A 26,510-nucleotide genomic window follows, 5' to 3' on the forward strand; every position below is an offset into this window, starting at 1 on the left:
CTCCCGTTTCTAGCAACATATAACAAGCATTAGACCGCGCACTCGCCCCACTTAAACACGATTCTCATTCAAAAATATTATCTAGCGCGCCAACCAGCCTCTAACTTATTGGCTTAAAATGTGATAACCGTAACTCGGCAATCTATTCAGCATTAGCGTGCTTGCGCGCTTTATCGGGGCCAGCGTGTGGAGGGAGTAACAGCGGTAGGTCACGGCTCCAGGCACGCTACCGCCCCTACCCTGCAAGCCGTGATGCGCCCTTGCCATCCCATGCGGTAGTCCCTGCGTTATGTCGTTGTCGTTCTTTTATATGACCGTCTAAGTGACTTTAGTGAATCAGAGTATTCAAGTGTGGTGATGGATGCAAAACGGCGGTTGGTCGTAGAGGTGGGGCTGGTATTAACGCATGAGGGGGAAAATGCCCTCTCCGCCGGGGCGCGCCGTGCGTGGCGGTGGCGGAGAGGGTGGGGAGGTGCGGTTTACGAGGTGGCGATGCCCGCCCCGGCCGCCCGCGCGGCGTGCAGCTTGCGGTAGCTTTCGATCAGGCGCTGGTGGCGGTCGATGCCTTCCAGCCCCATGCTGGTGGGCGTCAGCCCGGGGAAGCGTACCTCGTCGTTCACCGCGCCGATCACCTGGCGCATGGTCTCTTCGCCGAACATCCGCGTGAGGTTGCGGTGGTAGTCGTTGAAGTCGAGGTCGTCGTCCAGGGCGATCTCCAACACCGCCTGCATGGCCTGATGGAACAGGCCGCGCTGCACGGTGTTGTCGTTGAACTGCAGGAACATCTGGACGTGCTCCAGCGCTGTTTCGTACTCGCCCAGAGCGATCTCGATCAGCAGCTTGAGCTCGAGGATGGTCAGCTCGCTCCACACGGTGTTGTCGTCGAACTCGATGCCGATCAGCGTGCCGACCTTGATGTGGTCGTCGAGCTGACTTTCTTCCAGGCGCTCGAGCAGGTCGGCCAGGCGCTCATCCTCGAGTGCGTGCAGGTTGAGGATGTCCGCGCGGAAGTCCAGCGCCATGTTGGTGTTATCCCACACCAGGTCCTCGACCGGGTATACCTCGGAATACCCCGGCACCAGGATGCGGCACACCGGCGCGCCCAGGTCCTCATGCTCCATCACGTAGGCTTCCAGGCCCTGATCGGCGAGCAGTCCGTAGAGGCGCTCGGCTTCTTCCGCGGTGGTGCCGGCGAAGTCCCATTCGTGGAAGTCGAGATCCGTGCGGTCGCTGAAGAAGCGCCAGGAGATCACCCCGGAGGAGTCGATGAAGTGCTCGACGAAGTTGTTGGGCTCGGAGACCGCCAGCGAGCTGAAGGTCGGCTGCGGCAGGTCGTTCAGGCCCTCGAAGCTGCGCCCCTGGAGCAATTCGGTAAGGCTGCGCTCCAGCGCGACCTGGAAGCTCGGATGCGCGCCGAAGGAGGCGAACACTCCGCCGGTGCGCGGGTTCATCAGGGTCACGCACATCACCGGGTAGCGGCCGCCGAGCGAGGCGTCCTTGACCAGCACCGGGAAGCCCTGGGCCTCCAGCGCGGCGATGCCTTCCTGAATGCCGGGGTACTTGGCCAGCATCTCCTCCGGCACGTCCGGCAGGACGATCTCTTGCTCGATGATTTCCTTCTTCACCGCGCGCTCGAAGATCTCGGAAAGGCACTGCACCTCGGCCTCGGCGAGCGTGTTGCCGGCGCTCATGCCGTTGCTGAGGTAGAGGTTCTCGATCAGGTTGGAGGGGAAGTACACCGTCTCGCCATCGGAGCGGCGCTTGAACGGCAGCGCGACGATGCCGCGATCCTTTCGCCCGGAGTTGGTGTCGATCAGGTGCGAGCCGCGCAGCTCGCCGTCCGGATCGAAGATCGCCCGACAATGTGCGTCGAGCAGCCCTGCGGGCAGCGCGTCGTCGTCTTCCAGCGGGAACCAGCGCTCGCTGGGATAGTGGACGAAGGCACTATCGGCGATCTCCTCGCCGAAGAACTGATCGTTGTAGAAGAAGTTGCAGGAGAGGCGCTCGATGAACTCGCCCAGCGCCGAGCACAGCGCCGCTTCCTTGGTCGCGCCCTTGCCGTTGGTGAAGCACATCGGCGAGGCCGCGTCGCGCAGATGCAGCGACCAGACGTTGGGCACGATGTTGCGCCACGAAGCGATCTCGATCTTCATGCCCAAACCCTCGAGGATCCGGGTCATGTTGGCGATGGTGCGCTCCAGCGGCAGGTCTTTGCCCTCGATCCAGGTTTCGCCGCCTGCGTCGTCGTCCTTGGCATTCGTGCCCATCAACAGCGCCTGAGCGTCCTCGTCGATGTTCTCGACCGTCTCGATCTGGAACTCGGGCGCGTTCTGGATCACGCGCTTGACGCTGCAACGCTCCGCCGCACGCAGGATACCGGTGCGATCTTTCTCGGAAAGGTCCTCCGGCAGCTCCACCTGGATCTTGAAGATCTGGTTGTAGCGGTTCTCGGGGTCGACGATGTTGTTCTGCGACAGCCGGATATTCTCGGTGGGGATATCCCGCGCGTTGCAGTACAAGCGCACGAAATAGGCCGCACACAACGCTGAGGAGGCCAGGAAGTAGTCGAACGGACTCGGCGCCGAGCCGTCGCCCTTGTAGCGAATAGGCTGGTCGGTCTCGACGGTGAAGTCGTCGAACTTGGCCGCCAGCCGCAGGTTTTCGAGAAAGTTGACCTTGATTTCCATGTACACGAACCGGGTTGGTGTCGGGTGCGCCCAGGGGGCGAATTGCCGGCCATTATCCGGGTTTCAAGCGGGTGTGTCTTGGGGTGTGGGAGAAAGGCAGAACACCGACAGCGGGACCGTCCGGCGCCCGACAATGGCAGGGTCTCAATTAATGGTCCTTTTCAATCGAGCAAGCGCTCGAGAACCTCTTCATGGACTCGGGCGTCCGCCTCCTGGAACAGCACGAAACGGATATGCTTGACCGAGGATAACTGGGGCAGCATCTCGAGCACCGCCTTGAACGCTACCTGCGTCGCGGCTTCCAGCGGATACCCGAAGGCACCGGTCGAGATCGCCGGGAAGGCGATGGAACCGAGCCCGTTTTGCTCGGCCAGTTCGAGTGCGTTGCGGTAGCAGGCCGCCAGCAGCGGCTCGACGGGCTCGTCCACGCCGTACACCGGACCCAGGCAATGCACCACCGAACGGTTGGGCAAATTATGGGCGCCGGTGATCACCGCTTGCCCCGGTTGAATGGGCGCCAGCGGCTGGCATTCCCGCTCCAGTTCCGGCCCGGCGCCCCGATGAATCGCACCCGCCACACCGCCGCCAATCCGCAGCTCCGCATTGGCCGCGTTCACGATGGCGTCCATATCCGGCTGGCGTGCAATATCCCCCTGCACGCACTCGAGTGTGACGCCTTGAAGATGTCGTGTCGGCATGAACTCACCTCCATGGGTATCCGATCCGTTGTTTCAACGCATGGCCCATGCGCGAAGGGTAAGGGCCTTCGCGCATGACAGGACTTCTTCGGAGATACCAGGCAGGATAGGTAAGGCGCCACGCTGCCACAAGCTCCTTGACCCGCCGGTCAGAATGCCTCCCACTCTTCTTCCTCGGCCGTGTGGCGCACCGAGCGGCGAGGGGTCGTCAGACGTGGGGCAGGCGCGGCCGTCGACGTCGGTTGTTGTGCGCCGCCGGTGGCGGCCCAGGACCGCTGCGCCACATACGGTGTGTCCTGCGCAGAGGCCGTACCGAGCTCGAAGGTCGACATCAGCTCCATCAGCGTGTGGGCACGCGCCTTGAGGTTGTTGGAGGCGCTGGCGCTCTGCTCGACCAGGGCCGCGTTCTGCTGCGTGACCTGATCCATCTGCGCGACGGCTTCGCCGGCCTGCTGTACCCCGTCGCTCTGCTCGGCGGTCGCGTTGCTGATTTCTTCCATCAGCTCGGTCACGCGCTTCACGGAAGCCACCACGTCCTCGGTGGTCTTGCCGGCGCGCGTGGCCAGTTCCGTGCCCTGCTCGACACGCTGGCGGTTGGCGGTGATCAGGGTATTGATCTCCTTGGCGGACGTCGCGGAACGGCTGGCCAACTCGCGTACTTCCTGGGCGACCACGGCGAAACCTCGGCCATGCTCACCGGCGCGCGCCGCCTCGACGGAGGCGTTGAGCGCCAGGATGTTGGTCTGGAAGGCGATGCCATCGATCATGGTGATGATATCGGCCACTTCATTGGAGCTGGCATCGATGTCGCGCATGGTCTGCACCACCTGGGTGACGACCTCGCCACCTTCTTCGGCGATACTCGAGGCGTTGGCGGCCTGCTTGCGCGCCTCGGCGGCATTGTCGGCGTTGTGCTGGACGGTGCTGCCCAACTGTTCCATGGCGGCAGCGGTCTCGGCCAGCGAGCTGGCCTGCTGCTCGGTGCGGGAGGCCAAGTCATTGTTCCCCTCGGCGATCTGCTCGCTGTTGGTGGCCACCGATTCGGCCGAACCGCGCACTTCCCAGACCGTCTTCTTCAGTCGCTCCGCCATCGCCACCTGGGCGGCCATGATGCTGTTGCGGTACTGCGGTTTCAGCGCCACCTGACGGGTCAGATCGCCATTGCCCACCGCTTCGGCGAAAGCCTTGACCTCGTAGGGCTCGGCACCGAACTCGCGCAGCAGCAACCGGGTCAGCAACGTGGCCACCAGCCCCCCGATCACCAGGGCCCCCAGGCACAGCAAGATCATGGTGATCTGGAAGTTCTCGGCGATATTGCGCGCAAAGCCGGTTTCGGCGGCATTGAGCTCTTCTTGCAGGGTGATGAAGGTGTTGATGTCGTCGAGCCAGGTGCTGAAGGCCGGCGCCGCTGCGTCGAGCAGCAACTGCTTGGCCCCCGCGATATCGCCTGCCTGACGCCGCTCGAGCACTTCCTCGATCAGCGGCATGGTGGTGGCCTGGATCTCCTGGATGGCGGCCAGGGCGTTACGCTCTTCGGCGGTGACATTGCTCTCCGAGAAGATCTCCCGCATGCCGGCTGCCGCCTCGCGGTAGTCCCTTTCGAGGCGTTGAATGTCCGCCAGGATCGGCGTCAGGTCGGCCGCGTCGTCGACCAGGACCGCATCGCGCACGGCGATGGCGCGATCATGCACGCTGCCTCGGAAATCGACCGCATACTGCTGCTTGACGCTGTTGACGTCATTGATGACCTGCATGCTGTGGTCGATCAGGTTGACCTCGCGCACCCCCTCGGCGGTCAGGATGACCATCAGCAAGAGCACGCTGGCAAAGCCGGCCGTCATCCGGGCCCGAATCGTCGTGCCCCGTAGCCATGAAAAAAGGTTTTTCACTCTGTTATTCCTTTTCCTGCGATTCGAAGGAGGCATATGCGCCGAGAACGCCTGGCGACCGGAAACTCTCGTCATATACAAATCTTGTACAGAAGGTAAAGTATTGTACAAAGAAATGCCAGCAATTCCTGACGAGCACGCACTCCTGGTCATGGCAGGCAGTCACGAGAACACTGGACGGGGCACCCGAGGCCCTGGATCAACGACACCAGACCACGAGACTATCGACGCGGGATCGTCGAGGGCATCGCCCTTAGGACGAACGATCGGACGGATTCGACGCCGAGACCGCCGAACCCGCACGAGGCCAAACTGATGGCGGGCGGCATTCCAGGGCGAACGGCCCGCCATTATCCGGGTTTCAAGCGGTGAGCTTGGGTGGCTATGCGTCGTCTTCCAGTCCCAGCCGCTGGTGCCATTCGGCGATGCTCTCCTGAGGGTAGCCGGCGAAGCACTGGTCGTTTTCCCGAGCGTCGACCTCGACCCAGCTGGCTTTGCTGTCGAGCATCAGGTGAACGTGCTCGGGCGGAGTGGGCAGAGGCGTGTCGATGGCGGGGGCGAACGGGTGCACCAGACTCGGCCATTGAGGGTCGAAGACCCACAATGCGCTGGCGCAATGCCGGCAGAAGTGGCGCTCGCCGGTGCTGGTCTCGCCATCGATGACGGCGTGATAGACAGTGATGTGCTCACGCCCCTGCACGTCGAGCGTCTCGGCGCGACCGCTCAAGTTGATGGCATAGCCGCCGCCGCCGGCGGTCTTGCGGCAGATGGAGCAATAGCAGCGCTGATAGGGATAGGGGTGCGGGGAATCGACGCCGAAACGCACCGCGCCGCAATGGCAGGAACCGTCGAGTCGCATGCAGAGATCTCCCAAGGCGAATGTCGCATAATCAGTCTAGAAGCACAGAGCCTGGATGCACATGGCAGATCGGCCCGGCAGGACCAGTCAGGTCGTGCCTAGCGACACACGGCGGGCAGCTCGCCGCGCTCGCCGGCAGCCTGGCGAATCATGATGCGTTTGAGGGGCATGAGTTTGTCGGTACTGGAAAGACCGACGTTACGTATCAATCGTAATGCGGGGTGTCGGGCGCCGAACAGCAGGCGGAAGCCGTCCATCAGCGCCAGCATGGCGGCATTGTCGCCACGCCGTCGACGGGCGTAACGCGCCAGCGTGCGGGCGTCGCCGAGCGCTACGCCACGCTGCCGTGCGTGGATAATTTCTTCCGCCAGCACCGCCGCATCCAGAAAGCCGAGATTGACGCCCTGGCCGGCCAGCGGGTGAATGCTGTGCGCCGCGTCGCCGATCAGGGCCAGCCCGGGGGCGGTGTAATCGCGAGCATGACGCTGAGTCAGCGGGAAGTGGTGTACCTTGTCGAGCACGTCGAGCTTGCCCAGTCGGCCTTCCATGGCGTCACCCAGGGCCTGGGCGAACGCTTCCGGGGATAACGCCAGCAGCTTCTCGGCGTGCTCGGGGCGGGTCGACCAGACGATCGAGCAGTGGTGATCGTCTTCGTCGACCCGCAGGGGCAGAAAGGCCAACGGCCCGTCCGGCAGGAAGACCTGACGCGCCACGCCACCGTGGGCCTGCTCGCAGCGCAGCGTGGTGACCAGCGCCACATGGCCGGTATCGTGCTCGCGCACCTCGATGCCCGCCAGGCGACGCAGCGGGGAGCGCGCGCCGTCGGCGGCGACCACCAGCGGCGCCGTCCAGCGGCTGCCATCGTCGAGGGTCAATGTCTGCGTCTCGTCTTCGCGCGCGATCCCCGACACGCGCGCGCCGTACCGCTGGGTCACGCTCGGCAGAGCAGCGAGGCGCGTTTCGAGTCCCGCCAGGACGATGTCGTTCTCGACGATATGGCCGAGCTCGCGCAGGCCGATATCCACTGCCTCGAAGGCGATTTCACCACTGCCTTCGCCATCCCAGACGCGCATGCCCTGATAGGGCGACACGCGCCGCTCGGCCATCCACGACCAGGCGCCCAGGTGCGTCAGCAAGCGCTGAGATACCGGCGTCAGGGCGCTGACCCGGGGCGCAGGCAGGCCGCGACCGACCTCGTCGCTGGCCAGCGGCGCCGGACGTGCATCGAGTACCGTCACCGAGATGCCGGCCTCGCCGAGCAGCGCCGCCAGCGCGGCACCAACCATGCCGCCGCCGACGACGATCACTTCATCCTGCGTTGTTTCATCCATGCGGAGTTCCTCGTCGGCCGTCATCGCTCCAGCCCCATGGCGCGGCGCGCCAGGGTGCGTCGCAGCGGACTCACGATATTGAGTCCCACCAGGCCTGCGGCGCGCAGGTGGGAAAAGGCGGCATGCTCGATGCCGAACAGGCGAATCAGGCCATCGCTGAAGCGGATCACGTTACGCCGGTCAGCGGCGCGACGGGCTTCGAAGTCGCTCAACAGATTCGCGCCACCGGGGTTATGTCCGCGCGGTAAGCCAGACTCGAGCGTCGCAACCAGGTCCATCACGCCCCGCAAGGCGAGATTGAACCCCTGGCCGGCGACCGGATGCAGTGAATGAGCCGCATTACCCATGATCGCTAGATGGGGGCGCACCGGTTCGTTGGCAGTGACCAACGACAGCGAATAGGCGTCGCGACGTCCGATGTGGCGAAAGCGTCCGAGGCGATCGCCGAAAGCGTCTTGCAAGCGTCTCAGGCATTCGGCATCCGACCACGCCAGGGCATCTTCGCGGCGCTCGCTGGCATGCGTCCAGACCAGCGCCATCCGGCGCCCCGCCATCGGCAACAGCGCCATCGGGCCTTGCGACGAGAACCGCTCGTAGGCCACGCCGCCGTGATCGCGACTGACCTCGACGTTGGCGATCAAGGCATGCTGTTCATAGGGCTGCGCCTGGCTGGCGATGCCCAGCCGTTCCTTGAGTCCCGAGCGTCCGCCGTCGGCGAGCACCGTCAAGCCGGCCTCCAGGCAGGCGCCGTCGCTGAGCGTCAGGCAGTGACCATCGGCGATGGGCACGATGTCGTCGACACGCGCCGGACAATGCCAGGTCAGCGGCAATGCCCCGAGAGCGGCATGCAGTACCTGGCCCATCCAGGCATTGGGAATCACGTAGCCCAGCGCGTCGAGGTCGAACTCGTTCGCTGTCAGCCGCGTCGCCCCGAAACGCCCGCGTTCACTGACGTGGATCTGGCGAATCGGCGTGGCGCGCTCGGCCATCGACGTCCACACCCCGAGCCGTTCGAAATGCCGGCGCGAGCCTTGCGCGATGGCGCTGGCGCGGGCATCGAAACTGGGCTGATACGTCGTAGGTTGCGTTGCGTTCAACGGCGCGGCCTCGATCACCGCCACGCGCAGCCCATGGCGCTCGATCAACGGCGCCAGGGCACACGCCAAACTGGCACCGACCAAGCCGCCACCCACGATGGCGATATCCACCCGATTGCGGGGCATCGCAAGCTCTCCCTGTCGGCTTAGAAGGTCTCGCCATCAGCGATGGCAAGACACGCTGTTTTGTACCACGTTAAGCACATGGACGGCAGTCGTGGCGGGGCTTTCCCTGTCACGGACACCGTCCTTACGTATTCATAACGTAATTACGTAACTATTATTCATGGCGATCAAAAATTGATCACTTTTCATGCATGAGTGCCTCGATATCCGCCACCGATGTCGGCACATCTGTCGTCAGCACCTCCCGTCCAACGGCGGTCACCGCCACATCGTCCTCGATGCGAATGCCAATACCGCGATACGCCTCGGGAATATCCTCGGCGTTGGGGATATAGAGCCCGGGTTCGACGGTCAGCACCATGCCCGGTACCAGCACCCGCGGTTCGCCATTCAGCCGATAATCGCCGACGTCATGCACGTCGAGCCCCAGCCAGTGCGACGTGGCGTGCAGGAAGAAACGCCGGTATCCGTGATCGTCGATGCGCGCCTCGAGCGGGCCTTCGAGCAAGCCCAGGCGAATGAGGCCGTCGGTCAGGTCACGCACGACACCTTCGTGTATCGCCTGCAATGTCGTGCCGGGCGCGACGGCCGCCACGGCACGACACTGAGCCTCGAGCACGAGGTCATAGAGTTCTCGCTGGGCCGCGGTGAAACATCCATTGACCGGAAAGGTACGGGTGATGTCACCGGCGTAGAGGTCGAACTCGCCCCCGGCATCGATCAACACCAGGTCGCCGTCGTTCAGCGTTGCGCCGTTTTCGATATAGTGCAGCACACAGGCGTTCTCGCCGCCGCCGACGATCGTCGCATAGGCCGGGGCACGCGCGCCGTGCCAGACGAACTCGTGCTCGAGCTCCGCCTGAAGCTGATACTCAAAAAGCCCCGGCGAGACGTTTTGCATGGCCCGACGGTGTGCCTGCGCCGAAATACGCGCGGCGTGGCGCATGAGGTCGAGCTCCGCTTCGCTCTTGATCAGGCGTCGTTCGTGTATCAACGGCGCCACATCGGCGAAGGCACGCGGTGTCCGCACACCACGTCGGGCCTGGGGCGCCAGTTCGGCGCGCAGCGACTCGGCCAGGGCCAGCATCTCGCCGTTATCGAGGGGCAGATACAGCGTTTCACGGCCCTCGAGCAGCTCGGGCAGCAGGGCATCCCGGGTGTCGTTCGTGTAGGCTTCATCGACACCGTAATGCGTCACGGCGGCCTCGGCACCGATGCGAAGACCGGTCCAGGCCTCCATGTGCGGATCTTTTTCCTGGCAGAACAGCACGACCTCGCCAGCGTCACGGTCGGGCAGCAGCACCAGCAGGGCATCCGGCTCGGGAAAACCGCTCAGATAATGAAAGTCGCTGTCCTGGCGAAACGGGTATTCGCTGTCGCGGTTGCGGGTCTTCAACGAAGCTGCCGCGACCAGCACGGCGCTTTGCGGCGGCAGGACCGCCATCAGCGACTGGCGGCGGGCACGGTATTCAGCAGGGGAAATCGCCGCCGGACGCGGCAGAGCAGTACGCGTCATGGGCACTCCTCGGGTAGCGCTAGGATGGAAAGGTGGGCCGAGGCATACCCGGCCCGAAAAGTGCGTCAGTGGAGCTGTGAAGGTGGCGTGGTGCCATCGTCGCTATCCGCGTTCTCGACGCGCTCGACCTGGGGCTCGCCGGGATGTTGCTCGGTATAGAGCAACATGGCCGCCATGCGTGCATGCTCGGTCAAGGCAAAGAGGTCGTTCTCGTTCTCGGCGTTGTCCTCGAGCTCGATCTCCAGGTTGACGAGCGACCCGAGGTCTTCGAGGACTTCACGCAAAGCCGGTGACCAGTCATCGCTCTGCCCGCCGGCCTCGACGATGGCTTCCAGAAAGCCTTGAGTCCACTCCTGAAGGCCGTGCGCGCGCTCGGCGAGGGAGAACAAGTCATCGGGCAGCAGCGGCTCGAAATTGAGCTCCGGCGCGGCCAAGGCATCCAGCGCCTGGCGTCGCCAGGCGAGCAGGACTTCGCCATCTTCGCGGCTGTTGGGTTGCTCGACCCCCAGGCTCGCGCAGACCTCCTCGAGCCAGGTATCGGCACCGATGTCGGCCAGCGCAAGGCGTGCGCACAAGCGGCCGTCGAGAAACGCCGGCGACTGCAGGCTGCCGTGGGCAAGAAAGGTGTCGGCGACGCGTGAAAAATCGAGTTGCTCGTCGATTAGGGACATGATGCGGTCCTGTGGTGCAGGCCGCCGAACCGCGTTGACCACGACCCGGCGGCTCTTTATAGTGATCGATGGCTTACATGGCGGCGAACGCAGGCTCGCGACGGCAGGATGCCGATATCGTCGAGGCCGTTCCCTTCACCGCGCATGACGCGGAAACCTCGTTATATCTTACCGCATCGGGCCCGACCTTGGCCCGCTCTGGAGCGCTCCATGAACGACGCCTCGCGGCAGACGATCGAGATCACGTTGCTGGGACGCCCCTACGTGATCGCTTGCCCGCCCGATCAGGAAGACGACCTCAAGCGCGCGGCGCGCTATCTGGACCGCGCCATGAATGGCATCCATTCCCAAGGCAAGGTGCAGGGCGCCGAGAAAATCGCCATCATGGCGGCGCTGAACATCACGCATGAACTCCTCGAAGCGCTCGATACCCAACGTGAGAGCGAGGCCAGCCTGTCGCGCCTCAGCGAGCGTTTGGAGCAAGCCTTGACCGATGCGCCCCCCGCTGACGATACCGCCTCGAACTGACGTTCCGACCGCTCGCGAAAAACGCACCACGTTACGGCGTTTTAGCCGCGCCCGGGTATCTGCTACGATAGAGGCGTTCCCTGAGGTGTTCGCCAGTCGTTATAGTCCCTCGAGCCTATGCGCATTACCATGGGGGCCAATTGCTAGACGAGTCTGTGTGCATGTCCGTGCGACGGAAAGCCTGATGACTCGTCTGCGGCCACCCACCTTGAACCTTTAGGTTCAGGGCCAGAACGACAGCGGCACTTTGGGGAACCTCACCGAACATGACGCACGCCACCCCGCCCGAACTATCCGACCGACGCAGTCTGCGTCGTGCATTGCGCCAACGTCGACGCCAGCTTTCTCCAGCGCAGCGCCGTCAGGCCGCGCATGCACTGTGCCGCCGCCTACGGCGATTGCCGGAGGTCAAGCGCGCACGCCGCGTCGCGCTCTATCTACCCAACGACGGCGAGATCGACCCCACGCCACTGATCGCATGGTTCCGCCGCCGTGGCGCTCGCGTGTATCTGCCGGTGTTGCGTCCGTTGTCCGACAACCGCCTGTGGTTCGTGCATTACCATGCCCAGACGCCCATGCGCACCAACCGTTTCGCTATTTCGGAGCCGTGCACGCGTCATGGCGCGCATCGCGCACGGCGTTTGCCGGCCTGGGCGCTGGATCTCGTCCTCATGCCGCTGGTGGGGTTCGACGCCCAGGGCAATCGACTGGGCATGGGTGGCGGCTTCTACGACCGCACCTTCGCCTTCAAGCGTCTGCGCCGACCGCACCCATGCCTGATCGGCCTTGCCCACGACTGTCAGTACGTCGAACGCTTGCCCATCGCGAACTGGGACGTGCCCCTCGATGCTATCGTCAGCGACGCCCGCACCGTGCGTCCGTAACGCTTTTTCGGCCTTGTACGACGTGCCGTGTTGCCCCAACGCAAGCGGCCGACGACGGTTACCCCATCGTCGGCCGCTTGGCAGGTCATGATGCAAACACTCGGGCGGTCAATACGACCGGTGAATGCGCCCAGAGACCCAAGCGCTCATCCAGCGCCCATCAGGGTCTGTGCGTACCCCGTCGCCACGACACCCAAGCCAAACAACATTACTAAAGCCATGACCAAATCAGGCTTGCGTTTCATTTCCTGCTCCGTAAAGGACTGTTTTTTTATGGCACCCCAAATAGCGCTTACGACTATAGGGCCAGCCGTATGGGTTGACAACTGGCCTCGTGCACAAGAATGAAACGTTTGGTTAACGAACGATGTTCTTATTTGCTATTCGTCATACTACAGACATCAGAATCTATGGAAATAAAAATCCTTATAAACGAGAGCTATGACACGGCCTCCAGGAAGCCATAGTGCTTCACGCCATGAACAGGCGATAAGCCGGATTGTCGGACTCCTTCCAGTAGCGATAGCCGATGCGCTCGAAGTGTTCCTCGACATGGGCACGGTCGCCATTGGGAATCTGCATGCCTACCAGGACCCGGCCATACGCCGCGCCGTGATTGCGATAGTGGAACAACGAGATGTTCCAGTCGGCGGGCAAGTGCGTCAGGAAGTTCATCAACGCACCGGGGCGCTCGGGAAACTCGAAGCGATAGACTTCCTCGCTGAAGTGTTCCTTGGGGCGTCCACCGCCGAGATGGCGAATGTGCAGCTTGGCCAGCTCGTTATCGGTGAGATCCTCCACTGGATAGTCGGCCTCACGCAGCTTGTCGATCACCGCCTGGCGGTCGTCGCCGCCCGGCTTGACCTGCACGCCGACGAAGATATGCGCCTGCTCGGGATCGGCATAGCGGTAGTTGAACTCGGTGACCATGCGTTTGCCGATGGTCTTGCAGAACTTCTTGAAGCTGCCGGGGCGCTCGGGAATCGTCACCGCCAGAATCGCCTCGCGCTGCTCACCCAGCTCGGTGCGCTCGGCGATGTGCTGCAGACGGTCGAAATTGGTATTGGCGCCCGAGTTGATGCACAACAGCGTCTGGCCTTCGGCGTTCTGCTGCTGGATATACTTCTTGAGCCCGGCCAGCGAGAGTGCACCGGAGGTCTCTGCGACGGCGCGCGTGTCCTCGAAGATATCCTTGACCGCCGCGCACATTTCGTCGGTGTTGACGGTGATCACACCGTCGATCCAGTGGCGCAGAATCTCGAATGGCGCCTCGCCGATCTGCGCCACGGCGACGCCTTCGGCAAACACCCCGACTTGATCGAGGGTGACGCGCTCGCCGGCGTCCATGGCTGCCTTGAGGCAGGCCGCATCTTCCGCCTCCACGCCATAAACCTTGATCTCGGGGCGCAAGTATTTGATATAGGCCACCACCCCGGCGAGCAGACCACCACCGCCCACGGGCACGAAGATCGCATCCAGCGGACCGCTGTGCTGGCGCAGGATTTCCATGCCCACCGTGCCCTGGCCGGCGATCACATCGTTGTCGTCGAAGGGCGGAATGTAAGTGTAGCCATGCGCGTCGATCAGCTCGCGCGCATGTGCCAGCGCCTCACCGAAGGCATCGCCCTTGAGCACGACCTTGGCGCCGCGCGCCCGCACGGCCTGAACCTTGATATCCGGCGTAATGCGCGGCATCACGATGATCGCCTTGACGCCCATCTGTTTGGCGGCCATGGCCAGGCCCTGGGCATGGTTGCCGGCAGAGGCGGCGATCACGCCCTTGGCCTTCTGCTCTTCGCTTAACTGGGCCATCTTGTTGTAGGCGCCGCGAATCTTGAAGGAGTAGACCGGCTGCAGGTCCTCACGCTTGATCAGAATCGTGTTGTTGAGACGGCGGGAGAGGAAGGGAGCAGGGGATATCGGCGTTTCCCGGGCCGCTTCGTATACGCGTGCCTGGAGGATTTTCTTGACGGTCTCTTCTAGCATTCTGGTGTGTCCTGCGAATTCGCGCGTCTCATTGTGAAATCGGTGCGTCAGGGGGCTGGCGGACCGATAGCAAACCTCCATTGTTAGCAGAGGGCGTGGCACAGCGTCCAGTCTCGCGTGTGCCGCCATGTCTCTTATGTATCGCGGATAAGCTCTATAATGGGCAAGGATTTCGCCGATACTCTTTTACAAGAGCGCTTATACGAATTTACAAGAACGTTTATACGAACGCTTATATGAACGTTTACACAAACGTCTTACGACGCGATACGAACGCCCATACGGACGCACCATGACCCAAGACGAACTCAAGCGCGCGGTGGCCGCCGCCGCCATCGAGGATATCAAGCCCTTGCTCGGCCGCGACACCATCATCGGCGTGGGCACCGGCTCCACCGCCAATTTCTTCGTCGACCTGCTCGCCGAGCTCAAACACGACTTTCAAGGCGCGGTGGCAAGCTCGGACGCCACGGCCGAACGCCTGCGAGGCCACGGCATCGATGTCTTCGAGCTCAACCACGTGGGCACGGTGCCGGTTTATGTCGACGGCGCCGACGAGATCGATGCGCACTTCAACATGATCAAGGGCGGCGGCGCGGCGCTGACGCGCGAGAAGATCGTCGCGGCCTGCGCCGAGCGTTTCGTGTGCATCGCCGACGCCTCCAAGCACGTCGACGTGCTCGGCGGCTTTCCGCTGCCCATCGAGGTGATCCCGATGGCCCGCTCCTATGTGGCGCGGGAGCTGGTCAAGCTGGGCATCACACCGGTCTACCGCGACGGCGTGGTCACCGACAACGGCAACCAGATCCTCGACGGCTACGAATGCCTGTTCGAGGACCCCAAGGCCATGGAACAGCGCCTCAACAATATCGTCGGCGTGGTGACCAACGGGCTCTTCGCCCAGCGCGGCGCGGACGTGTTGCTGTTGGGGACGGAGAATGGCGTCGAGCGCTATACGCCTTGAAGACGCGGGTCGAGCCGAGCCGAGTGGCGACGCGTTAGCGTGCCGAAGGGGAGGACGTGCCCGACAGGCGCGCCGCGATGCCTTCCAGCGTCTTTTCCAGGGCACCGCGATTGGCGGCCACCACCGCTTCACCGGCGGCGCCTAGCCGACGGCGCTGATCGGGAGCGTCGGCGAGGGTCGCCAAGGCCTCGCCCAAGGCCTCGGCGTCGCCGATCTCGCATAGCGCCTGGGCCTCGCGCAGGGTCTCGGCGATGTCCTGAAAATTCTCCAGATGCGGCCCGGTGAGTACCGGCACGCCAAGCGCGGCGGGCTCGAGCAGGTTGTGTCCCCCAATGGGCACCAGGCTGCCGCCCACGAAGGCGGCGTCCGCTGCGGCGTAAAAGCGCATCAGCTCGCCCATGGTGTCGCCCAGCAGGACGCTTGTCTCGGTGCTGGGCGTTTCACCTTGCGAACGCCGTGCGAGGCACTCGCCGCGTGCCTCGCACAGCTCGGCCACCGCCGAAAAGCGCTGCGGATGACGCGGCACCAGCACCAGCAGTGCCTGGGGGTGCGTGCGTCGCAGGTGAGCATGCGCGGCCAGAACCTGCTCGTCTTCGCCTTCATGGGTCGAGCCTGCCACCCACACGAATCGCGCGCCCCACTGGGTATGTAAGCGCTCACCCTCATCACGCAATTCGGCATTGATGGGCAGATCGAACTTGATCGAGCCGACGACGTCACCACACGCACCGGCCAACCCTAGTGCCGTGAAGCGTTCGAGATCCACCGGCGACTTGGCCGCGAGCCAACTGATCGCACCCAGTGCACCACGCAGCAATGGCGCCACCTTGCGATAGCCCTGGAAGGCCTTCTCCGAGAGCCGCGCGTTGGCGACGACCACGGGAACGTGTTGCCGATCACATGCTGCCAGCAGGTTGGGCCACAGCTCGGTCTCGACGATGATCGCCAGGCACGGTCGCAAGCGCCTCATGAAGCGCCGCGCCGCGCCCGGAAAGTCCAGCGGCAGGAAATAATGCGTCAGCGCGTAGCGCTCGCCGGGAAACAGCGCCCGTACGCGTTCGGCGCCGGTGGCGGTCATGGTAGTGACCACCAGACGGTGGTCGGCATGGCGCCGCGCCAGACCCTCGATCAGGGGACGCGCGGCCAGCACCTCGCCGACCGACGCGGCATGCAGCCAGATCGTCGGCGTACCGTCCGCCGTGCCGGTAATCAGCCCCAACCGTTCCGCACGCTTGTTAGTGAGCGCATGCTCACGCCATACCCGCCACCAGATCAATGGTGAGAGCAGATACAAAAGCGCGCTGTAGAGGCCGCGCGCGAGACGGGGCGTGAGCATCGCGCCTTAGCCTTCCCGGTCGAGAATGGTGCCGATCATGGCGGTGGTGGAGACGCCATCCTCGAAGTTGAGCACCCGAACCTCGCCGCCATCGGCGATGACCGCTTCACCGCCGGCGATGTCCTCGGGGCGATAGTCGCCGCCCTTGACCAGCACATCGGGCAACACCTCGGCGATCAGGCGTGCCGGCGTTTCCTCGGCGAAGGGCACCACCCAGTCGACGGCGCTCAAGCCCGCCAGCACCTGCATGCGCCGTTCGAGAGCGTTGATCGGCCGCTTGGGCCCCTTGAGGCGCGCCACGGAGGCATCGTCGTTGACGGCCACGATCAGCCGGTCGCCCAGTCGTTTGGCCTGCTCGAGATAGGCCACGTGGCCGGCATGCAGGATATCGAAGCAGCCGTTGGTCATCACTACCCGCTCGCCGCGCAGCTTGGCCGCGCGCACCGCGTCGACCAATGCGCTTTCCTCGATGGGGCCGAATTCGGCCAGCTTGTCGCCATGCAGCGCTGTGTAGAGCTCGGCGATGGAGAGCGTCGCAGTCCCCGGCTTGGCGACCACCAGACCCGCCGCCAGGTTGGCGAGCATGATCGCTTCGGGATAACCGTGACCGGCCGCCAACGCCAGCCCCAGCACGCCGATGACGGTATCCCCGGCACCGGTGACATCGAAGACTTCGCGCGCATGCGTCGGCAGATGCAGCGGCGCGTGGCCCTCGCGGATCAAGGTCATGCCCTTCTCGCTGCGTGTGATCAGCAACGCCTCGAGTGCCAGCTCGGCGCGTAGCTGCTCGCCCTTCTCGGCCAGCGTGGCATCGTCGGGGCACGGCCCCACCACCGCCTCGAACTCGCCCAGGTTGGGGGTGATGATGCTCGCCCCACGATACTTGTCGAAGTCATGCCCCTTGGGATCGACCAGAACCCGTTTGCCGGCGCCACGCACAGTGGCGATCAGCGTCTCGACGCGATTGAGACTGCCCTTGCCGTAATCGGAAAGGATGACCACATCGGCGTCGGGTAGCGCCGCCTCGACGCGCTCGGTCAGGCCCTGGGTGTCGATCTCCCACAGCGATTCCTCGAAGTCGAGACGCAGCAACTGCTGGTTGCGGCTCATCACGCGCAGCTTGGTGATCGTCGGGATATCTGGGCTACGATGGAAGTGAGTACTTACATAGGATGCTTCGAGACGCGCCTTGAGCAAGGCGGCATTGTCATCCTCGCCGACCACGCCCGCCAGCGCGGCATGCGCGCCCAACGCGGCGATATTGAGCGCCACGTTGGCGGCGCCGCCGGGTCGGTCTTCCGATTCACCGACCTTGACCACCGGGACCGGCGCTTCTGGCGAGATGCGTGAGGTGCCGCCATGCCAATAGCGGTCGAGCATGACATCGCCCACCACCAGTAGGCGGGCCTGTTCGAGAACGGTCAGATCAAGTTTCATGGTCGGGCTCCGAGCGAGGCGAAGCGGACGGCGAGGCATCCAGCAAGGCATCGAATTGGGCGATGACGTCGTCGGCATGGATCAGGCTCATGGCGTCGGGGTGCCGCACGCGCGTGCCCCACGGGATGGCCTCCGGTGACTTGTGCAGATAACGGCGCACGGCATCGGGATAACGGTCGACCACGAAACGCCGCCAGCAATAAGGCGCTGCGCGATCGGGATTGGTGGTAGCGTAAAGCCCCAGCGTGGGGGTGCGCAGCGCGTTGGCCATGTGGACGGGGCCAGAGTCGGGCGCGATCACCATGCGTGCACGATCGAGCATGGCCAATAACCCCTTGAGCGAGGTCGCGCCGATGGCATCGATCACCGCCTCCTCGGCGCACAGGGCGCGAATGCGCGCGCCCATTTCCTGCTCTTGGGTACTGCCGCCCCCGGTCATCACCGTGCGCAAGCCATGTTCCTCCCAGGCATGCGCGATCACCGCCGCATAGCCTTCGGCGGACCAGTTGCGGAAATTGCGCAGGCGCGGGTTGGCGCAGGGGCTGATCACCACGTAAGGCGCCTCGCCGGTGACGTGCGCGGCTTCCTGGTAGGCGCTGTCGGGGATCGCCAGATCCCAACGCAGGGGCTCGGCATCGACGCGTTCTTCACCACCCAGCAGGCGCGCAAAGTCGAGAAACGACGCCAGTACGTGCGCATGAGCATGCGGCGCCAGCTGACGATGCGTGAACCAATGCTGCCAGTCCTTGGCCCGCGCCTTGTCATAGCCGATGCGCAGGTCGGCCTTGAGCCCCAGGGAGAGGACGCTCGCGCGCAACGCTTGCTGCATGTGCAACAACACATCAAAGCGCGTATCGCCCAACTGACGCCAGACCTCACGCATGCCGGCCAGGCCCGTGGCCTTGTCGTAGACGATGAACTCGACCCCCGAGAGGCCGGCCAGTAGACTGTGCTCGCCCTTGCCGATGATCCAAGTGATCCGGGCATCGGGCCATAGGCGTTGCAACACACGAATGGTGGGGACGAGGTTGCAGACATCGCCCAGCGCAGAGAGTCGCAGCACGCCGATATGCGCGGGACGGACGGGCAGAGGATGCTTCATGCGGTTGGCAACATTCCAAACGGGACAGGCATTCATTCTATATGATGCCGACATTCTATGTGACGCCGGCCAAGGGCCACAAATCGGCGCGGATTGGTTCACCCCCACGTTCTGGCGCTCACGCGATGCCGTGCTCGGCGAAGCGCCAGGGCGTGGGGCGAGTCTTTTCGTCACGCATGGCGACGAGCGCTGGGCGCTGCGACCCTATCGACGCGGAGGCCTGATCGCACGACTCAGCGACGCACGCTATGCATGGACCGGACTCGAACGTACCCGCGCCTTTCGCGAGATGCGCCTGACCGCCGAGCTCAAGCGGCGCGGCCTGCCAGTACCCACGCCGGTCGCCGCCGCCGTTTGGCACCACACCCTGAGCTACGAAGCGGCGCTGATCACACGACTGATTCCCGATGTCACGGCCTTGGCCGAGCGCCTGCCGACGGCGACGCCTGCCCTTCTGAGGCGGGTCGGTCATACCGTGCGCCGTTTTCACGACGCCGGGCTCGACCATGTCGACCTCAACGCTCGCAACCTGCTCGTCGACGCCGACGACGGCATCTGGCTGATCGACTTCGACCGCTGCCGGCTGCGCACGCCGGGACGCTGGCAAGAAGCCAACCTGGAACGCCTGGGGCGTTCGTTGGCCAAGTTCGGCGCCCCGCAGGCATTGCAGACAGTCCGCCAAGGCTACGCGGTATCGCCGTAAATCGCACGCAGCCCTGTGACATGATGGGCCAGCGTGAAGCGCGCATTGACCAGCCGGCACGCCGCGTCGCCAAGGCGTTCGCGCAGCGCCGGGGCATCGCGTAACTCACTAAGCGTCGCTGCCCAGGCGGCCGGGTCTTGAGGATCGGCAAGTCGACCGCTGCCGGCGTCGAGGAGCTCGGGGATCGCGCCGCTGTCGGCGCCCACCACGGCCTTGCCCGCCGCCATCGCCTCGATCACCGTCAGGCCGAAGGCTTCGTTGCGCGACGGCACGCAGACGATATCCATCACCTCAAAGAGCCGCGCCAGATCCCGCCGAAACCCCGTGAACGTGACCCGCTCGCCAAGGCCCTGTTCGTGGATCTGCTGCTGCAAGGAAGCGATGAAGGTGGGATTGCCACCCTCGTCCGCCTCCAGCCCGCCGATCAGCACCAGGTGCGACTGATGATCGCCCGCCTCGACCAGCCGCCTAAAGGCATCCAGCAACACTTGCTGTCCCTTGCCCGGCGTCAGGCGCCCCGGCAAGGCGATCGTCACCGCCCCGCGCGGAATACCCAGCGCATCCCGCAATGCTTGACGCGCCGCGGCATCGAGCTGGGGCACGAAATCCGCCGTATCGATGCCCAGGTACAGCAACGTGATACGCGAAGGGGGCAATGGAAAGGCCTGACGGTTGCGCGTCAGGGTTGCTTCGCTGATCGACAGCACACGATCGACATGCCGATAGACCCAGCGATGGTAGGGATCCTGTTTGGGCCGCGTGACGCCCATGTGATCAGTGAAGACAAGACGCAATTCGGGACACAGGCGCTTGAGCAATGCGCCCAGGCGCAAATCACTCGATTTGTGACAATGCACGACGCCGATACCAATGCGGCGTAGCCAGCGCACCAGTGCCGGCAATTGCAAGAGCGCGCGCGTGGGTGAGCGCACACTACACACCTCGGCCGCCTCGCCGTCGACCAACGTTTTGGCTAGGCGCGTTCCTTCGAGCGCCAGGACGTAGGTACGCCACCCCTGGCGGGCCAGCTCGGGTATAATGCGCGCAGGATACATTTCCAGCCCGCCCCAGCCGCGGGATAAACAGATATGCAAGACCTTGTGCTGCAAGGCAAGCTCCTCGGACAATGTTCGACTCACGCGTCGACGCCACCGGGCACAGGAGACTCGATGACCCAGTCGCGCCCACAACGCATCCTCGTGGTACGCAACGACAAGCTCGGCGACTTCATGCTCGCCTGGCCGGCCCTGGCCTGCCTGAAGAGTGCCCATCCCGACAACCATGTTGCCGTACTGGTGCCCACCTATACGGCGCCCTTGGCGCATGTCTGCCCGTGGGTCGATGAAGTGGTTCTCGATCCCGGTGGCGCCGCCCCGCGACGCCAGCAGAAGGCGTTGCTCGCGCAGCTTCGCGCCGGAAAGTTCGACGCTCTGCTAACGCTTTTTTCCACGTCCCGTATCGGATGGCTGGGGTGGCGAGCCGGCATTTCCCTGCGCATGGCGCCCGCCACCAAATGGGCCCAGATATTTTACAATTTTCGCATTAAACAGCGTAGGTCGCGGTCGCAGAAACCCGAATATGCCTACAATCAGGATCTGGCCACCGCCCTACTGAAAACGCTCGGCCAAGACGTGCCCACGCCGACGCCGCCTTACTGGCCGCTGCCCGACGCGACGCGCGACACCCAACGCCAGCGCCTGAGCGACGAGCTCGCGCTCCCCTCGACACGCCCGTGGTGGTTTCTGCATCCCGGCAGCGGTGGCTCGGCGGTCAATCTCAGTGTGGCGCAATACGTGGACCTTGCGCAGGCGATCACCCTCAACCTGTCCATATCGCCGAAGTGGGTGATCACTTACGGTCCAGGCGAAGAGCCCACGGCCCAATCCTTGGTGGAAACGCTCAACGCACGCGAGGTCGATGCGGTGCTCATGCCGCCACGCGCCAGTTTGACCGATTTCGCCGAAACCCTGGCCGCCGCCGATGTGTTCATCGCCGGCTCGACCGGGCCCTTGCACATCGCCGGGGCGCTCAATCGGCCTACGATCGGCTTCTACCCTGCCAAGCGCTCGGCCACGCCGCTGCGCTGGCAAACCTGCAATGCCGAGACACGCCGTCTGGCCTTCAGCCCCCCGGCCGATGACGCCTCCGCCAGCGATATGTCGCGTATCGACATCGCGGCGGTGGCAAGCCACATCGCCGATGCCTGGCCGACACCAACGGCCACCGAGGAAACGCTATGCAACCGCTGACCGGAATCGTCATCACCCTCAACGAGCAAGCCAACATTGCCGACTGCGTGCGTTCGCTGTCACGCATCTGCGACGAGGTCATCGTCGTCGATTCGTTGAGTAGCGACGATACCGTGGCCATCGCCGAGGCCGAGGGCGCTCGGGTGATCGCACAGGCCTATCTCGGCGACGGGCCACAAAAGGCGCACGGCGTGCCGTTTGCCAAGCATGACTGGATCCTGGCCCTGGACGCCGACGAACGCCTCGACGACGATGCCGTGGCACTGATCGACGCCCTCGCCCTCGACGACCCGCAGACTGCCTACAGTTTTCGTCGCAAGAACTACGTGGCGCGTCACTGGATTCGTGCGGCCGGCTTCTACCCGGACTCGGTGGTGCGTCTTTACAACCGCACCACCGCCGGCTACCTACCCAAGAAGGCACACTCTTCGGTCGAGGCCCCCAAGATCGAGGCCACTACAGCCCACCTGCGACATTTCACTTACAAGGACATGTCGCACTGGATCCGGCGCATCGATGCGCTCTCCAGCCGAGATGCCTGGGCGATGAAAGAACGCGGTGTACGCCCCTCACGACTGCGTCCGACGCTGCACGCCGTCAACGCGATGCTGCGCAAGCTGATCTTCAAAGGCGGGCTCTGCCAGGGTATGGATGGCATGACAGTCGCCATGACCACGGCGTTTCATGCCTACATGAAGTACGCCAAGCTCAATGAGCTCTATGAGCTAGAACGCGACGCGTAAATGACACGCTACGTGGACCAGGAAGGTCCCACGCATTAGACACCGCGTTGCCATACAATTGTCATAATGGCGCATGCCAACGCGATCAAGGACGACCAACGATGAAGATGCCCACCGTCTCCACAAGATGGTTATCGCTTACTTACATGGGCCTGTGTCTGGGTTATACCTTTGCCACGCTGGCCATCATCAATCACTGGTTCATGCTCCCCGTGGCGGCCTTGTGGGTCGCCATCGCCTGGCGCTTCCGCTGGGGACATCCTCAACAACGCTCGAGCACTAGACGCATCTGGCCGTGGTCACTCATTCCACTGGCGCTGTGGTGGATATACCTATACCTCGATGATAGCTTCGGCAAGCTCGACCTGGGGGCGGTCATCTTTCACTTGCAGGCCGGTATGACCGAGCATGGCGGGCAACGCCGAGTATGGGCGGCATTCGTCTTTACGCTCTGCGGACTGCTCATGCTTGCCGCCGTGACCTACCTGGTGCGCCATGACCATCGCTGGCGGCTATGGGAACGGGTCGCCGCCATTTTCCTGCTAGCCTTCAATCCGTTGCTGTTCGGCCTATCACAACGCGGGGCCTCGGTCGTCACCGAGGGGCACTGGTTACGCGATCATTATCGGTCGCCGGATATCGTGGCTTCCCCGAACACCCGTCCCAACCTCATCTATCTCTATCTGGAAAGCACCGAGCGCACCTACGCCGACCGCGATACGTTCGGTGACGCCTACGAGGATCTCATCGCGCTGGGTAAGCGCGGCACCGTCTTCGAGGGGCTCAAGCAGTTGGACAATACCGGCTGGACGACCGCGGGCATGGTCGCCACGCAATGCGGCGTACCGCTGATTCCCGCTGGCTTGATGCATGACAATCAGTTCGAACCACTCGATGCGGTCCTGCCACACACCCAGTGCATGGGCGATTTACTCAATGCCCAAGGCTATCACCTCACCTATATGGGCGGTGCCAGCACCCGTTTCGCGGGCAAGAAAGTCTTCTACGAGGGACACGGCTTCGATACCGTCCTGGGGCGCGACGAACTGGAGGATGACGTCACACCGCCGGGCTATCTCAATGATTGGGGGCTTTATGACGACACCCTGCTCAACATGGCCACCGAGCGCATCCGCAAACTCGCCGAGGATGACAATCATCAGCCCTACGCCATGTTCGCACTGACGCTGGCTGCGCACCCGCCCTTTGGCAATCCGTCGCAGTCGTGCCGGGACAACCAGGGAAAGTTCGATGGGGTCGACATTCTGTATTCGGTGAAATGCACCGGCTGGCTGGTACGCCGTTTCCTGAAACGGCTCGACCGCGAGGGCTTGCTCGACAACACCTTGGTCGTGATCTCCAGCGACCATCTGAGCATGAAGAATTCAGAATGGCCGCAGCTGGTCGACGCCAAACGCGAAAACACCTTCATGATGCTCGGTAAGGGCATTCCCGCCGCGGAACGCATCCAACGCCGGGCATCGATGGTCGATGTCTATCCGACGGTACTCGAGGCCATGGGGTTTAAGCTGGATTCACGCGCTGCCGGGCTGGGGCGTTCGCTCTTCGCCGAGGCCCCCACGTTGGTCGAAAAATACGGCCTGGAGACCATCAACGATTACATGGCGCAAGAGGACGCGCTGCAATCCTATATGTGGAAAGGCGTCAATTGAGCGCCGCATGACGGATCGCCGCCAACAAGCGTGCCGGCTCGAGATGACGCAGGCAGTTGGTATGCCCCAAGGGGCATTCGCGGGCGAAGCAGGGCGAGCAGGACAAATTGAGATCGTGGATCTCGGCGTTCTCGGTCAGCGGCGGCGTATAGGCCGGCGAGGACGAGCCGTAAATGGCCTGCACGCGCGTACCCACCGCTGCCGCCACATGCATCAGCCCCGAATCGTTGGTGACCACTTGCTGGCAGTCGGCGAGCAGGTCCACCACTTCGGTGAGCTTGGTACGCCCGCAGAGGTTATGTACGCCAGACAGCCCCTGGCTGATCGTATCGCCTGCGTCGGCGTCCTTGGGGCCGCCCATCACCCGTACCTCGAAGCCCTCGGCCACCAGGCGTTCCGCCAACGTACGAAAATGCGCCAACGGCCATTGTTTCGCCGGCCCGTATTCGGCCCCCGGCATCATGCCGATGGCAGGACGCGCCGAGAGCCCTAAGGTCTCGCGCAGACGCTGCTGTTTGTCGGCATCCACCTCGAGGCGCGGTGCGGGTATCGCAAAGTCCCCATCCTGGGCCTCGTCCTCGGGCAAGCCCAACGCAACAAACCGCTTCACGGTTTGATCCAGCACGCGCTTGTCGAGCTGACGGCGGGCGTTGAGAAGCCAATAGCGCTGCTCGCCGTGGAAACCCACGCGCTCGGGTATCCGGGCCAGGAAAGGCACCAGGGCCGATTTCCAGGAACGCGGCAGCACGATCGCCCGATCGAAGCGGCCCTTGAGCGTACGCGCCGCGTCTCGCCGTGTGGCCCAGCCGAATTCGCCATGCTTGACGTCCAGCGCGATGGTTTCATCGACCTCGGGCATCCGCGCCAGGATCGACAGTGACCAACCCGGGGCCAGCACCCCGATATAGGCCTCGGGGTGATGCGCCTTGAGCGTCATGAACAGGCTCTGGGCCATGACCATGTCGCCGACCCACGAGGGGCCGACGACGAGCAGGCGCGGGGAGGTGGCGGTATCGTCAGCCATTCAACCAATCCAGGTAGGCACTGACGCCTTCACGAACCGTCTTGAATTCCGCCTTGTAACCCGCCTCGCGCAGCCGCGCGATGTCCGCGCGGGTATAGCTCTGGTAGCGCCCTTTCAATTCGTCGGGAAAGTCGATGTAGTCGATCTTGCCGGTGGCGTAGTAATCGATCACCGTCTCGGCGATGGCCTTGAACGGCTCGGCACGGCCGGTGCCCAGGTTGAAGATGCCCGAGACATCGGGGTTATCGAGGCACCACAAGTTCACGTCCACGACATCGCCGACATAAATGAAATCGCGACTTTGCATGCCGGCTTCATAACCTTCCCAGGCACCGAACAGTTTAGGATTCTCGCCGCGCGTCACCTGATTGTGATGGTGGTAGGCGACGCTGGCCATCTTGCCCTTGTGCTGCTCGCGCGGGCCATAGACGTTGAAGTAGCGGAACCCCACCACCTGAGCGTCGAACGACTCCCAGTGGACGCGCACGTACTGGTCGAACAGCAGCTTGGAGTAGCCGTAGACGTTGAGCGGCTTCTCGTGCTCCGGCGCTTCCACGAACACCTCGCTGCCGCCATAGGTGGCCGCCGACGACGCATACAGAAAGGGAATGCGTTTATGCTGGCAGAAGTGCAGCAGCACCTTGGAATACTCGAAGTTGTTCTCGAGCATGAACTTGCCGTCCCACTCGGTGGTATCCGAACAGGCTCCTTCGTGGAAGATGGCCTCGATCGGCGGCAAGGCGCTCGGCTCGCCGCGCAGCTCGGCCTTCACGCGCGCCAGGAAGTCATCCTTGTCGAGGTAGTCCCCCAGCGTACAGTCGGCGAGATTGACGAACTTGGTGCCGTCGGAGAGGTCGTCGACCACGAGCACATCCTCGTGGCCGCGTGCATTGAGAGCTTTCACTAGATTGGCGCCGATGAAACCGGCACCGCCCGTCACTACGATCATGTCGTCGATTCCTTCAAGTCGTGCACCCACGCGGAACGCGTGCTTTTCGTCACGGTGC

General features: G+C 63.6%; 22 protein-coding genes and 1 other RNA gene. 8 read left to right on the plus strand and 15 right to left on the minus strand.

The genetic code is table 11. The annotated features are described in order from the left end of the window. Positions 1-479: 479 nt before the first annotated feature. From C8E00_RS10960 to C8E00_RS10995, 8 genes are all read right to left on the minus strand, one after another. Complete coding sequence (locus C8E00_RS10960) at positions 480-2,687, minus strand: OsmC domain/YcaO domain-containing protein (protein WP_133697535.1); 2,208 nt, start codon at positions 2,685-2,687, stop codon at positions 480-482. A 161-nt stretch (positions 2,688-2,848) separates the two neighbouring features. Next, entirely contained in the window at positions 2,849-3,385 is a 537-nt protein-coding gene (locus C8E00_RS10965; RefSeq protein ID WP_133697536.1) for a macro domain-containing protein, read from the minus strand. Between the two features lie 149 nt (positions 3,386-3,534). Beyond that, positions 3,535-5,226 carry a methyl-accepting chemotaxis protein gene (locus tag C8E00_RS10970; protein WP_243833171.1) on the minus strand — a complete coding sequence of 564 codons (1,692 nt, stop codon included), beginning with the start codon at positions 5,224-5,226 and terminating at the stop codon, positions 3,535-3,537. 430 nt (positions 5,227-5,656) lie between these two features. Then, positions 5,657-6,133: a GFA family protein gene (locus C8E00_RS10975; RefSeq protein WP_133697538.1), complete on the minus strand. Its 477-nt coding sequence runs from the start codon at positions 6,131-6,133 to the stop codon at positions 5,657-5,659. Positions 6,134-6,231: 98 nt separating this feature from the next. Further along, the gene (locus C8E00_RS10980; protein WP_133697539.1) at positions 6,232-7,488 is read right to left on the minus strand and encodes a UbiH/UbiF/VisC/COQ6 family ubiquinone biosynthesis hydroxylase; all 1,257 of its coding nucleotides are present in this window, start codon (positions 7,486-7,488) and stop codon (positions 6,232-6,234) included. Beyond that, on the minus strand, positions 7,485-8,687 hold the full coding sequence (ubiH, locus tag C8E00_RS10985) for a 2-octaprenyl-6-methoxyphenyl hydroxylase (RefSeq protein ID WP_133697540.1): 1,203 nt from the start codon (positions 8,685-8,687) through the stop codon (positions 7,485-7,487). The genes C8E00_RS10980 and ubiH overlap by 4 nt, the downstream gene beginning before the upstream one ends. A gap of 178 nt (positions 8,688-8,865) precedes the next feature. After that, the gene (pepP, locus tag C8E00_RS10990; protein WP_133697541.1) at positions 8,866-10,203 is read right to left on the minus strand and encodes a Xaa-Pro aminopeptidase; all 1,338 of its coding nucleotides are present in this window, start codon (positions 10,201-10,203) and stop codon (positions 8,866-8,868) included. 65 nt (positions 10,204-10,268) lie between these two features. Next, positions 10,269-10,874: a UPF0149 family protein gene (locus tag C8E00_RS10995; protein ID WP_133697542.1), complete on the minus strand. Its 606-nt coding sequence runs from the start codon at positions 10,872-10,874 to the stop codon at positions 10,269-10,271. Positions 10,875-11,084: 210 nt separating this feature from the next. Here C8E00_RS10995 and C8E00_RS11000 point away from each other — a divergent pair, with 210 nt between their 5' ends. From C8E00_RS11000 to C8E00_RS11010, 3 genes are all read left to right on the plus strand, one after another. Continuing rightward, positions 11,085-11,402, plus strand: a complete 318-nt coding sequence (locus C8E00_RS11000; RefSeq protein WP_133697543.1) for a cell division protein ZapA — start codon at positions 11,085-11,087, stop codon at positions 11,400-11,402. Between the two features lie 74 nt (positions 11,403-11,476). Continuing rightward, positions 11,477-11,660, plus strand: a non-coding RNA gene (gene ssrS, locus C8E00_RS11005) — 6S RNA. A gap of 8 nt (positions 11,661-11,668) precedes the next feature. Further along, positions 11,669-12,286 (plus strand): 5-formyltetrahydrofolate cyclo-ligase, encoded by a 618-nt coding sequence (locus tag C8E00_RS11010; RefSeq protein ID WP_133697544.1) that lies wholly within the window; start codon positions 11,669-11,671, stop codon positions 12,284-12,286. A 471-nt stretch (positions 12,287-12,757) separates the two neighbouring features. On the opposite strand, the gene ilvA is transcribed toward C8E00_RS11010, so the two are convergent. Continuing rightward, positions 12,758-14,401, minus strand: a complete 1,644-nt coding sequence (gene ilvA / locus C8E00_RS11015) for a threonine ammonia-lyase, biosynthetic (protein ID WP_341765852.1) — start codon at positions 14,399-14,401, stop codon at positions 12,758-12,760. A 163-nt stretch (positions 14,402-14,564) separates the two neighbouring features. Between ilvA and rpiA the strand changes: the two genes are divergently transcribed. Continuing rightward, positions 14,565-15,236 carry a ribose-5-phosphate isomerase RpiA gene (gene rpiA, locus C8E00_RS11020; protein ID WP_133697545.1) on the plus strand — a complete coding sequence of 224 codons (672 nt, stop codon included), beginning with the start codon at positions 14,565-14,567 and terminating at the stop codon, positions 15,234-15,236. A 34-nt stretch (positions 15,237-15,270) separates the two neighbouring features. Here the strand turns inward: rpiA and waaA are convergent, their stop codons facing one another. Genes waaA through C8E00_RS11035 form a run of 3 tightly spaced genes read right to left on the minus strand, consistent with a single transcriptional unit; the run spans position 15,271 to position 19,111 of the window. Beyond that, complete coding sequence (gene waaA / locus C8E00_RS11025) at positions 15,271-16,572, minus strand: lipid IV(A) 3-deoxy-D-manno-octulosonic acid transferase (protein ID WP_133697546.1); 1,302 nt, start codon at positions 16,570-16,572, stop codon at positions 15,271-15,273. A gap of 6 nt (positions 16,573-16,578) precedes the next feature. Further along, positions 16,579-18,009, minus strand: a complete 1,431-nt coding sequence (hldE, locus tag C8E00_RS11030) for a bifunctional D-glycero-beta-D-manno-heptose-7-phosphate kinase/D-glycero-beta-D-manno-heptose 1-phosphate adenylyltransferase HldE (protein WP_133697547.1) — start codon at positions 18,007-18,009, stop codon at positions 16,579-16,581. Then, the gene (locus tag C8E00_RS11035; protein WP_133697548.1) at positions 17,999-19,111 is read right to left on the minus strand and encodes a glycosyltransferase family 9 protein; all 1,113 of its coding nucleotides are present in this window, start codon (positions 19,109-19,111) and stop codon (positions 17,999-18,001) included. Before C8E00_RS11035 ends, hldE begins: the two co-directional genes overlap by 11 nt. On the opposite strand from C8E00_RS11035, the gene C8E00_RS11040 reads away from it, so the two are divergent. Further along, positions 19,110-19,814 (plus strand): 3-deoxy-D-manno-octulosonic acid kinase, encoded by a 705-nt coding sequence (locus C8E00_RS11040; protein ID WP_133697549.1) that lies wholly within the window; start codon positions 19,110-19,112, stop codon positions 19,812-19,814. The genes C8E00_RS11035 and C8E00_RS11040 overlap by 2 nt on opposite strands. Here the strand turns inward: C8E00_RS11040 and C8E00_RS11045 are convergent. Further along, positions 19,796-20,923, minus strand: coding sequence for a glycosyltransferase family 4 protein (locus tag C8E00_RS11045; RefSeq protein WP_243833174.1), 1,128 nt, complete (start codon positions 20,921-20,923; stop codon positions 19,796-19,798). The two genes, C8E00_RS11040 and C8E00_RS11045, sit on opposite strands and share 19 nt — an antisense overlap. Before the next feature lie 60 nt (positions 20,924-20,983). Here C8E00_RS11045 and C8E00_RS11050 point away from each other — a divergent pair, with 60 nt between their 5' ends. From C8E00_RS11050 to C8E00_RS11060, 3 genes are all read left to right on the plus strand, one after another. Further along, positions 20,984-22,063, plus strand: coding sequence for a glycosyltransferase family 9 protein (locus C8E00_RS11050; protein ID WP_133697551.1), 1,080 nt, complete (start codon positions 20,984-20,986; stop codon positions 22,061-22,063). After that, a complete protein-coding gene (locus C8E00_RS11055) occupies positions 22,051-22,806 on the plus strand; it encodes a glycosyltransferase family 2 protein (RefSeq protein WP_133697552.1) in 756 nt (251 codons plus the stop codon). The genes C8E00_RS11050 and C8E00_RS11055 overlap by 13 nt, the downstream gene beginning before the upstream one ends. A gap of 101 nt (positions 22,807-22,907) precedes the next feature. Beyond that, on the plus strand, positions 22,908-24,479 hold the full coding sequence (locus tag C8E00_RS11060) for a sulfatase-like hydrolase/transferase (RefSeq protein ID WP_243833175.1): 1,572 nt from the start codon (positions 22,908-22,910) through the stop codon (positions 24,477-24,479). On the opposite strand, the gene waaF is transcribed toward C8E00_RS11060, so the two are convergent. Together waaF and rfaD are read right to left on the minus strand one after the other, a co-directional pair. Beyond that, positions 24,472-25,503: a lipopolysaccharide heptosyltransferase II gene (waaF, locus tag C8E00_RS11065; protein ID WP_133697553.1), complete on the minus strand. Its 1,032-nt coding sequence runs from the start codon at positions 25,501-25,503 to the stop codon at positions 24,472-24,474. The two genes, C8E00_RS11060 and waaF, sit on opposite strands and share 8 nt — an antisense overlap. After that, the gene (rfaD, locus tag C8E00_RS11070) at positions 25,496-26,452 is read right to left on the minus strand and encodes an ADP-glyceromanno-heptose 6-epimerase (protein WP_133697554.1); all 957 of its coding nucleotides are present in this window, start codon (positions 26,450-26,452) and stop codon (positions 25,496-25,498) included. Before rfaD ends, waaF begins: the two co-directional genes overlap by 8 nt. Between the last annotated feature and the right edge of the window lie 58 nt (positions 26,453-26,510).

The sequence above is a fragment of the Chromohalobacter marismortui genome, assembly GCF_004364315.1.
GTDB lineage: Bacteria > Pseudomonadota > Gammaproteobacteria > Pseudomonadales > Halomonadaceae > Chromohalobacter > Chromohalobacter marismortui.

Excerpts from the sequence above, each read along its gene's own strand:
- C8E00_RS10960 (WP_133697535.1), bottom strand. The coding sequence starts at position 2,687 with ATGGAAATCAAGGTCAACTTTCTCGAAAACCTGCGGCTGGCGGCCAAG.
- C8E00_RS10965 (WP_133697536.1), bottom strand. The coding sequence starts at position 3,385 with ATGCCGACACGACATCTTCAAGGCGTCACACTCGAGTGCGTGCAGGGG.
- C8E00_RS10970 (WP_243833171.1), bottom strand. The coding sequence starts at position 5,226 with ATGACGGCCGGCTTTGCCAGCGTGCTCTTGCTGATGGTCATCCTGACC.
- C8E00_RS10975 (WP_133697538.1), bottom strand. The coding sequence starts at position 6,133 with ATGCGACTCGACGGTTCCTGCCATTGCGGCGCGGTGCGTTTCGGCGTC.
- C8E00_RS10980 (WP_133697539.1), bottom strand. The coding sequence starts at position 7,488 with ATGACGGCCGACGAGGAACTCCGCATGGATGAAACAACGCAGGATGAA.
- ubiH (WP_133697540.1), bottom strand. The coding sequence starts at position 8,687 with ATGCCCCGCAATCGGGTGGATATCGCCATCGTGGGTGGCGGCTTGGTC.
- pepP (WP_133697541.1), bottom strand. The coding sequence starts at position 10,203 with ATGACGCGTACTGCTCTGCCGCGTCCGGCGGCGATTTCCCCTGCTGAA.
- C8E00_RS10995 (WP_133697542.1), bottom strand. The coding sequence starts at position 10,874 with ATGTCCCTAATCGACGAGCAACTCGATTTTTCACGCGTCGCCGACACC.
- C8E00_RS11000 (WP_133697543.1), top strand. The coding sequence starts at position 11,085 with ATGAACGACGCCTCGCGGCAGACGATCGAGATCACGTTGCTGGGACGC.
- C8E00_RS11010 (WP_133697544.1), top strand. The coding sequence starts at position 11,669 with ATGACGCACGCCACCCCGCCCGAACTATCCGACCGACGCAGTCTGCGT.
- ilvA (WP_341765852.1), bottom strand. The coding sequence starts at position 14,401 with ATGGCGGCACACGCGAGACTGGACGCTGTGCCACGCCCTCTGCTAACA.
- rpiA (WP_133697545.1), top strand. The coding sequence starts at position 14,565 with ATGACCCAAGACGAACTCAAGCGCGCGGTGGCCGCCGCCGCCATCGAG.
- waaA (WP_133697546.1), bottom strand. The coding sequence starts at position 16,572 with ATGCTCACGCCCCGTCTCGCGCGCGGCCTCTACAGCGCGCTTTTGTAT.
- hldE (WP_133697547.1), bottom strand. The coding sequence starts at position 18,009 with ATGAAACTTGATCTGACCGTTCTCGAACAGGCCCGCCTACTGGTGGTG.
- C8E00_RS11040 (WP_133697549.1), top strand. The coding sequence starts at position 19,110 with ATGCGGTTGGCAACATTCCAAACGGGACAGGCATTCATTCTATATGAT.
- C8E00_RS11035 (WP_133697548.1), bottom strand. The coding sequence starts at position 19,111 with ATGAAGCATCCTCTGCCCGTCCGTCCCGCGCATATCGGCGTGCTGCGA.
- C8E00_RS11050 (WP_133697551.1), top strand. The coding sequence starts at position 20,984 with ATGACCCAGTCGCGCCCACAACGCATCCTCGTGGTACGCAACGACAAG.
- C8E00_RS11055 (WP_133697552.1), top strand. The coding sequence starts at position 22,051 with ATGCAACCGCTGACCGGAATCGTCATCACCCTCAACGAGCAAGCCAAC.
- C8E00_RS11060 (WP_243833175.1), top strand. The coding sequence starts at position 22,908 with ATGAAGATGCCCACCGTCTCCACAAGATGGTTATCGCTTACTTACATG.
- waaF (WP_133697553.1), bottom strand. The coding sequence starts at position 25,503 with ATGGCTGACGATACCGCCACCTCCCCGCGCCTGCTCGTCGTCGGCCCC.
- rfaD (WP_133697554.1), bottom strand. The coding sequence starts at position 26,452 with ATGATCGTAGTGACGGGCGGTGCCGGTTTCATCGGCGCCAATCTAGTG.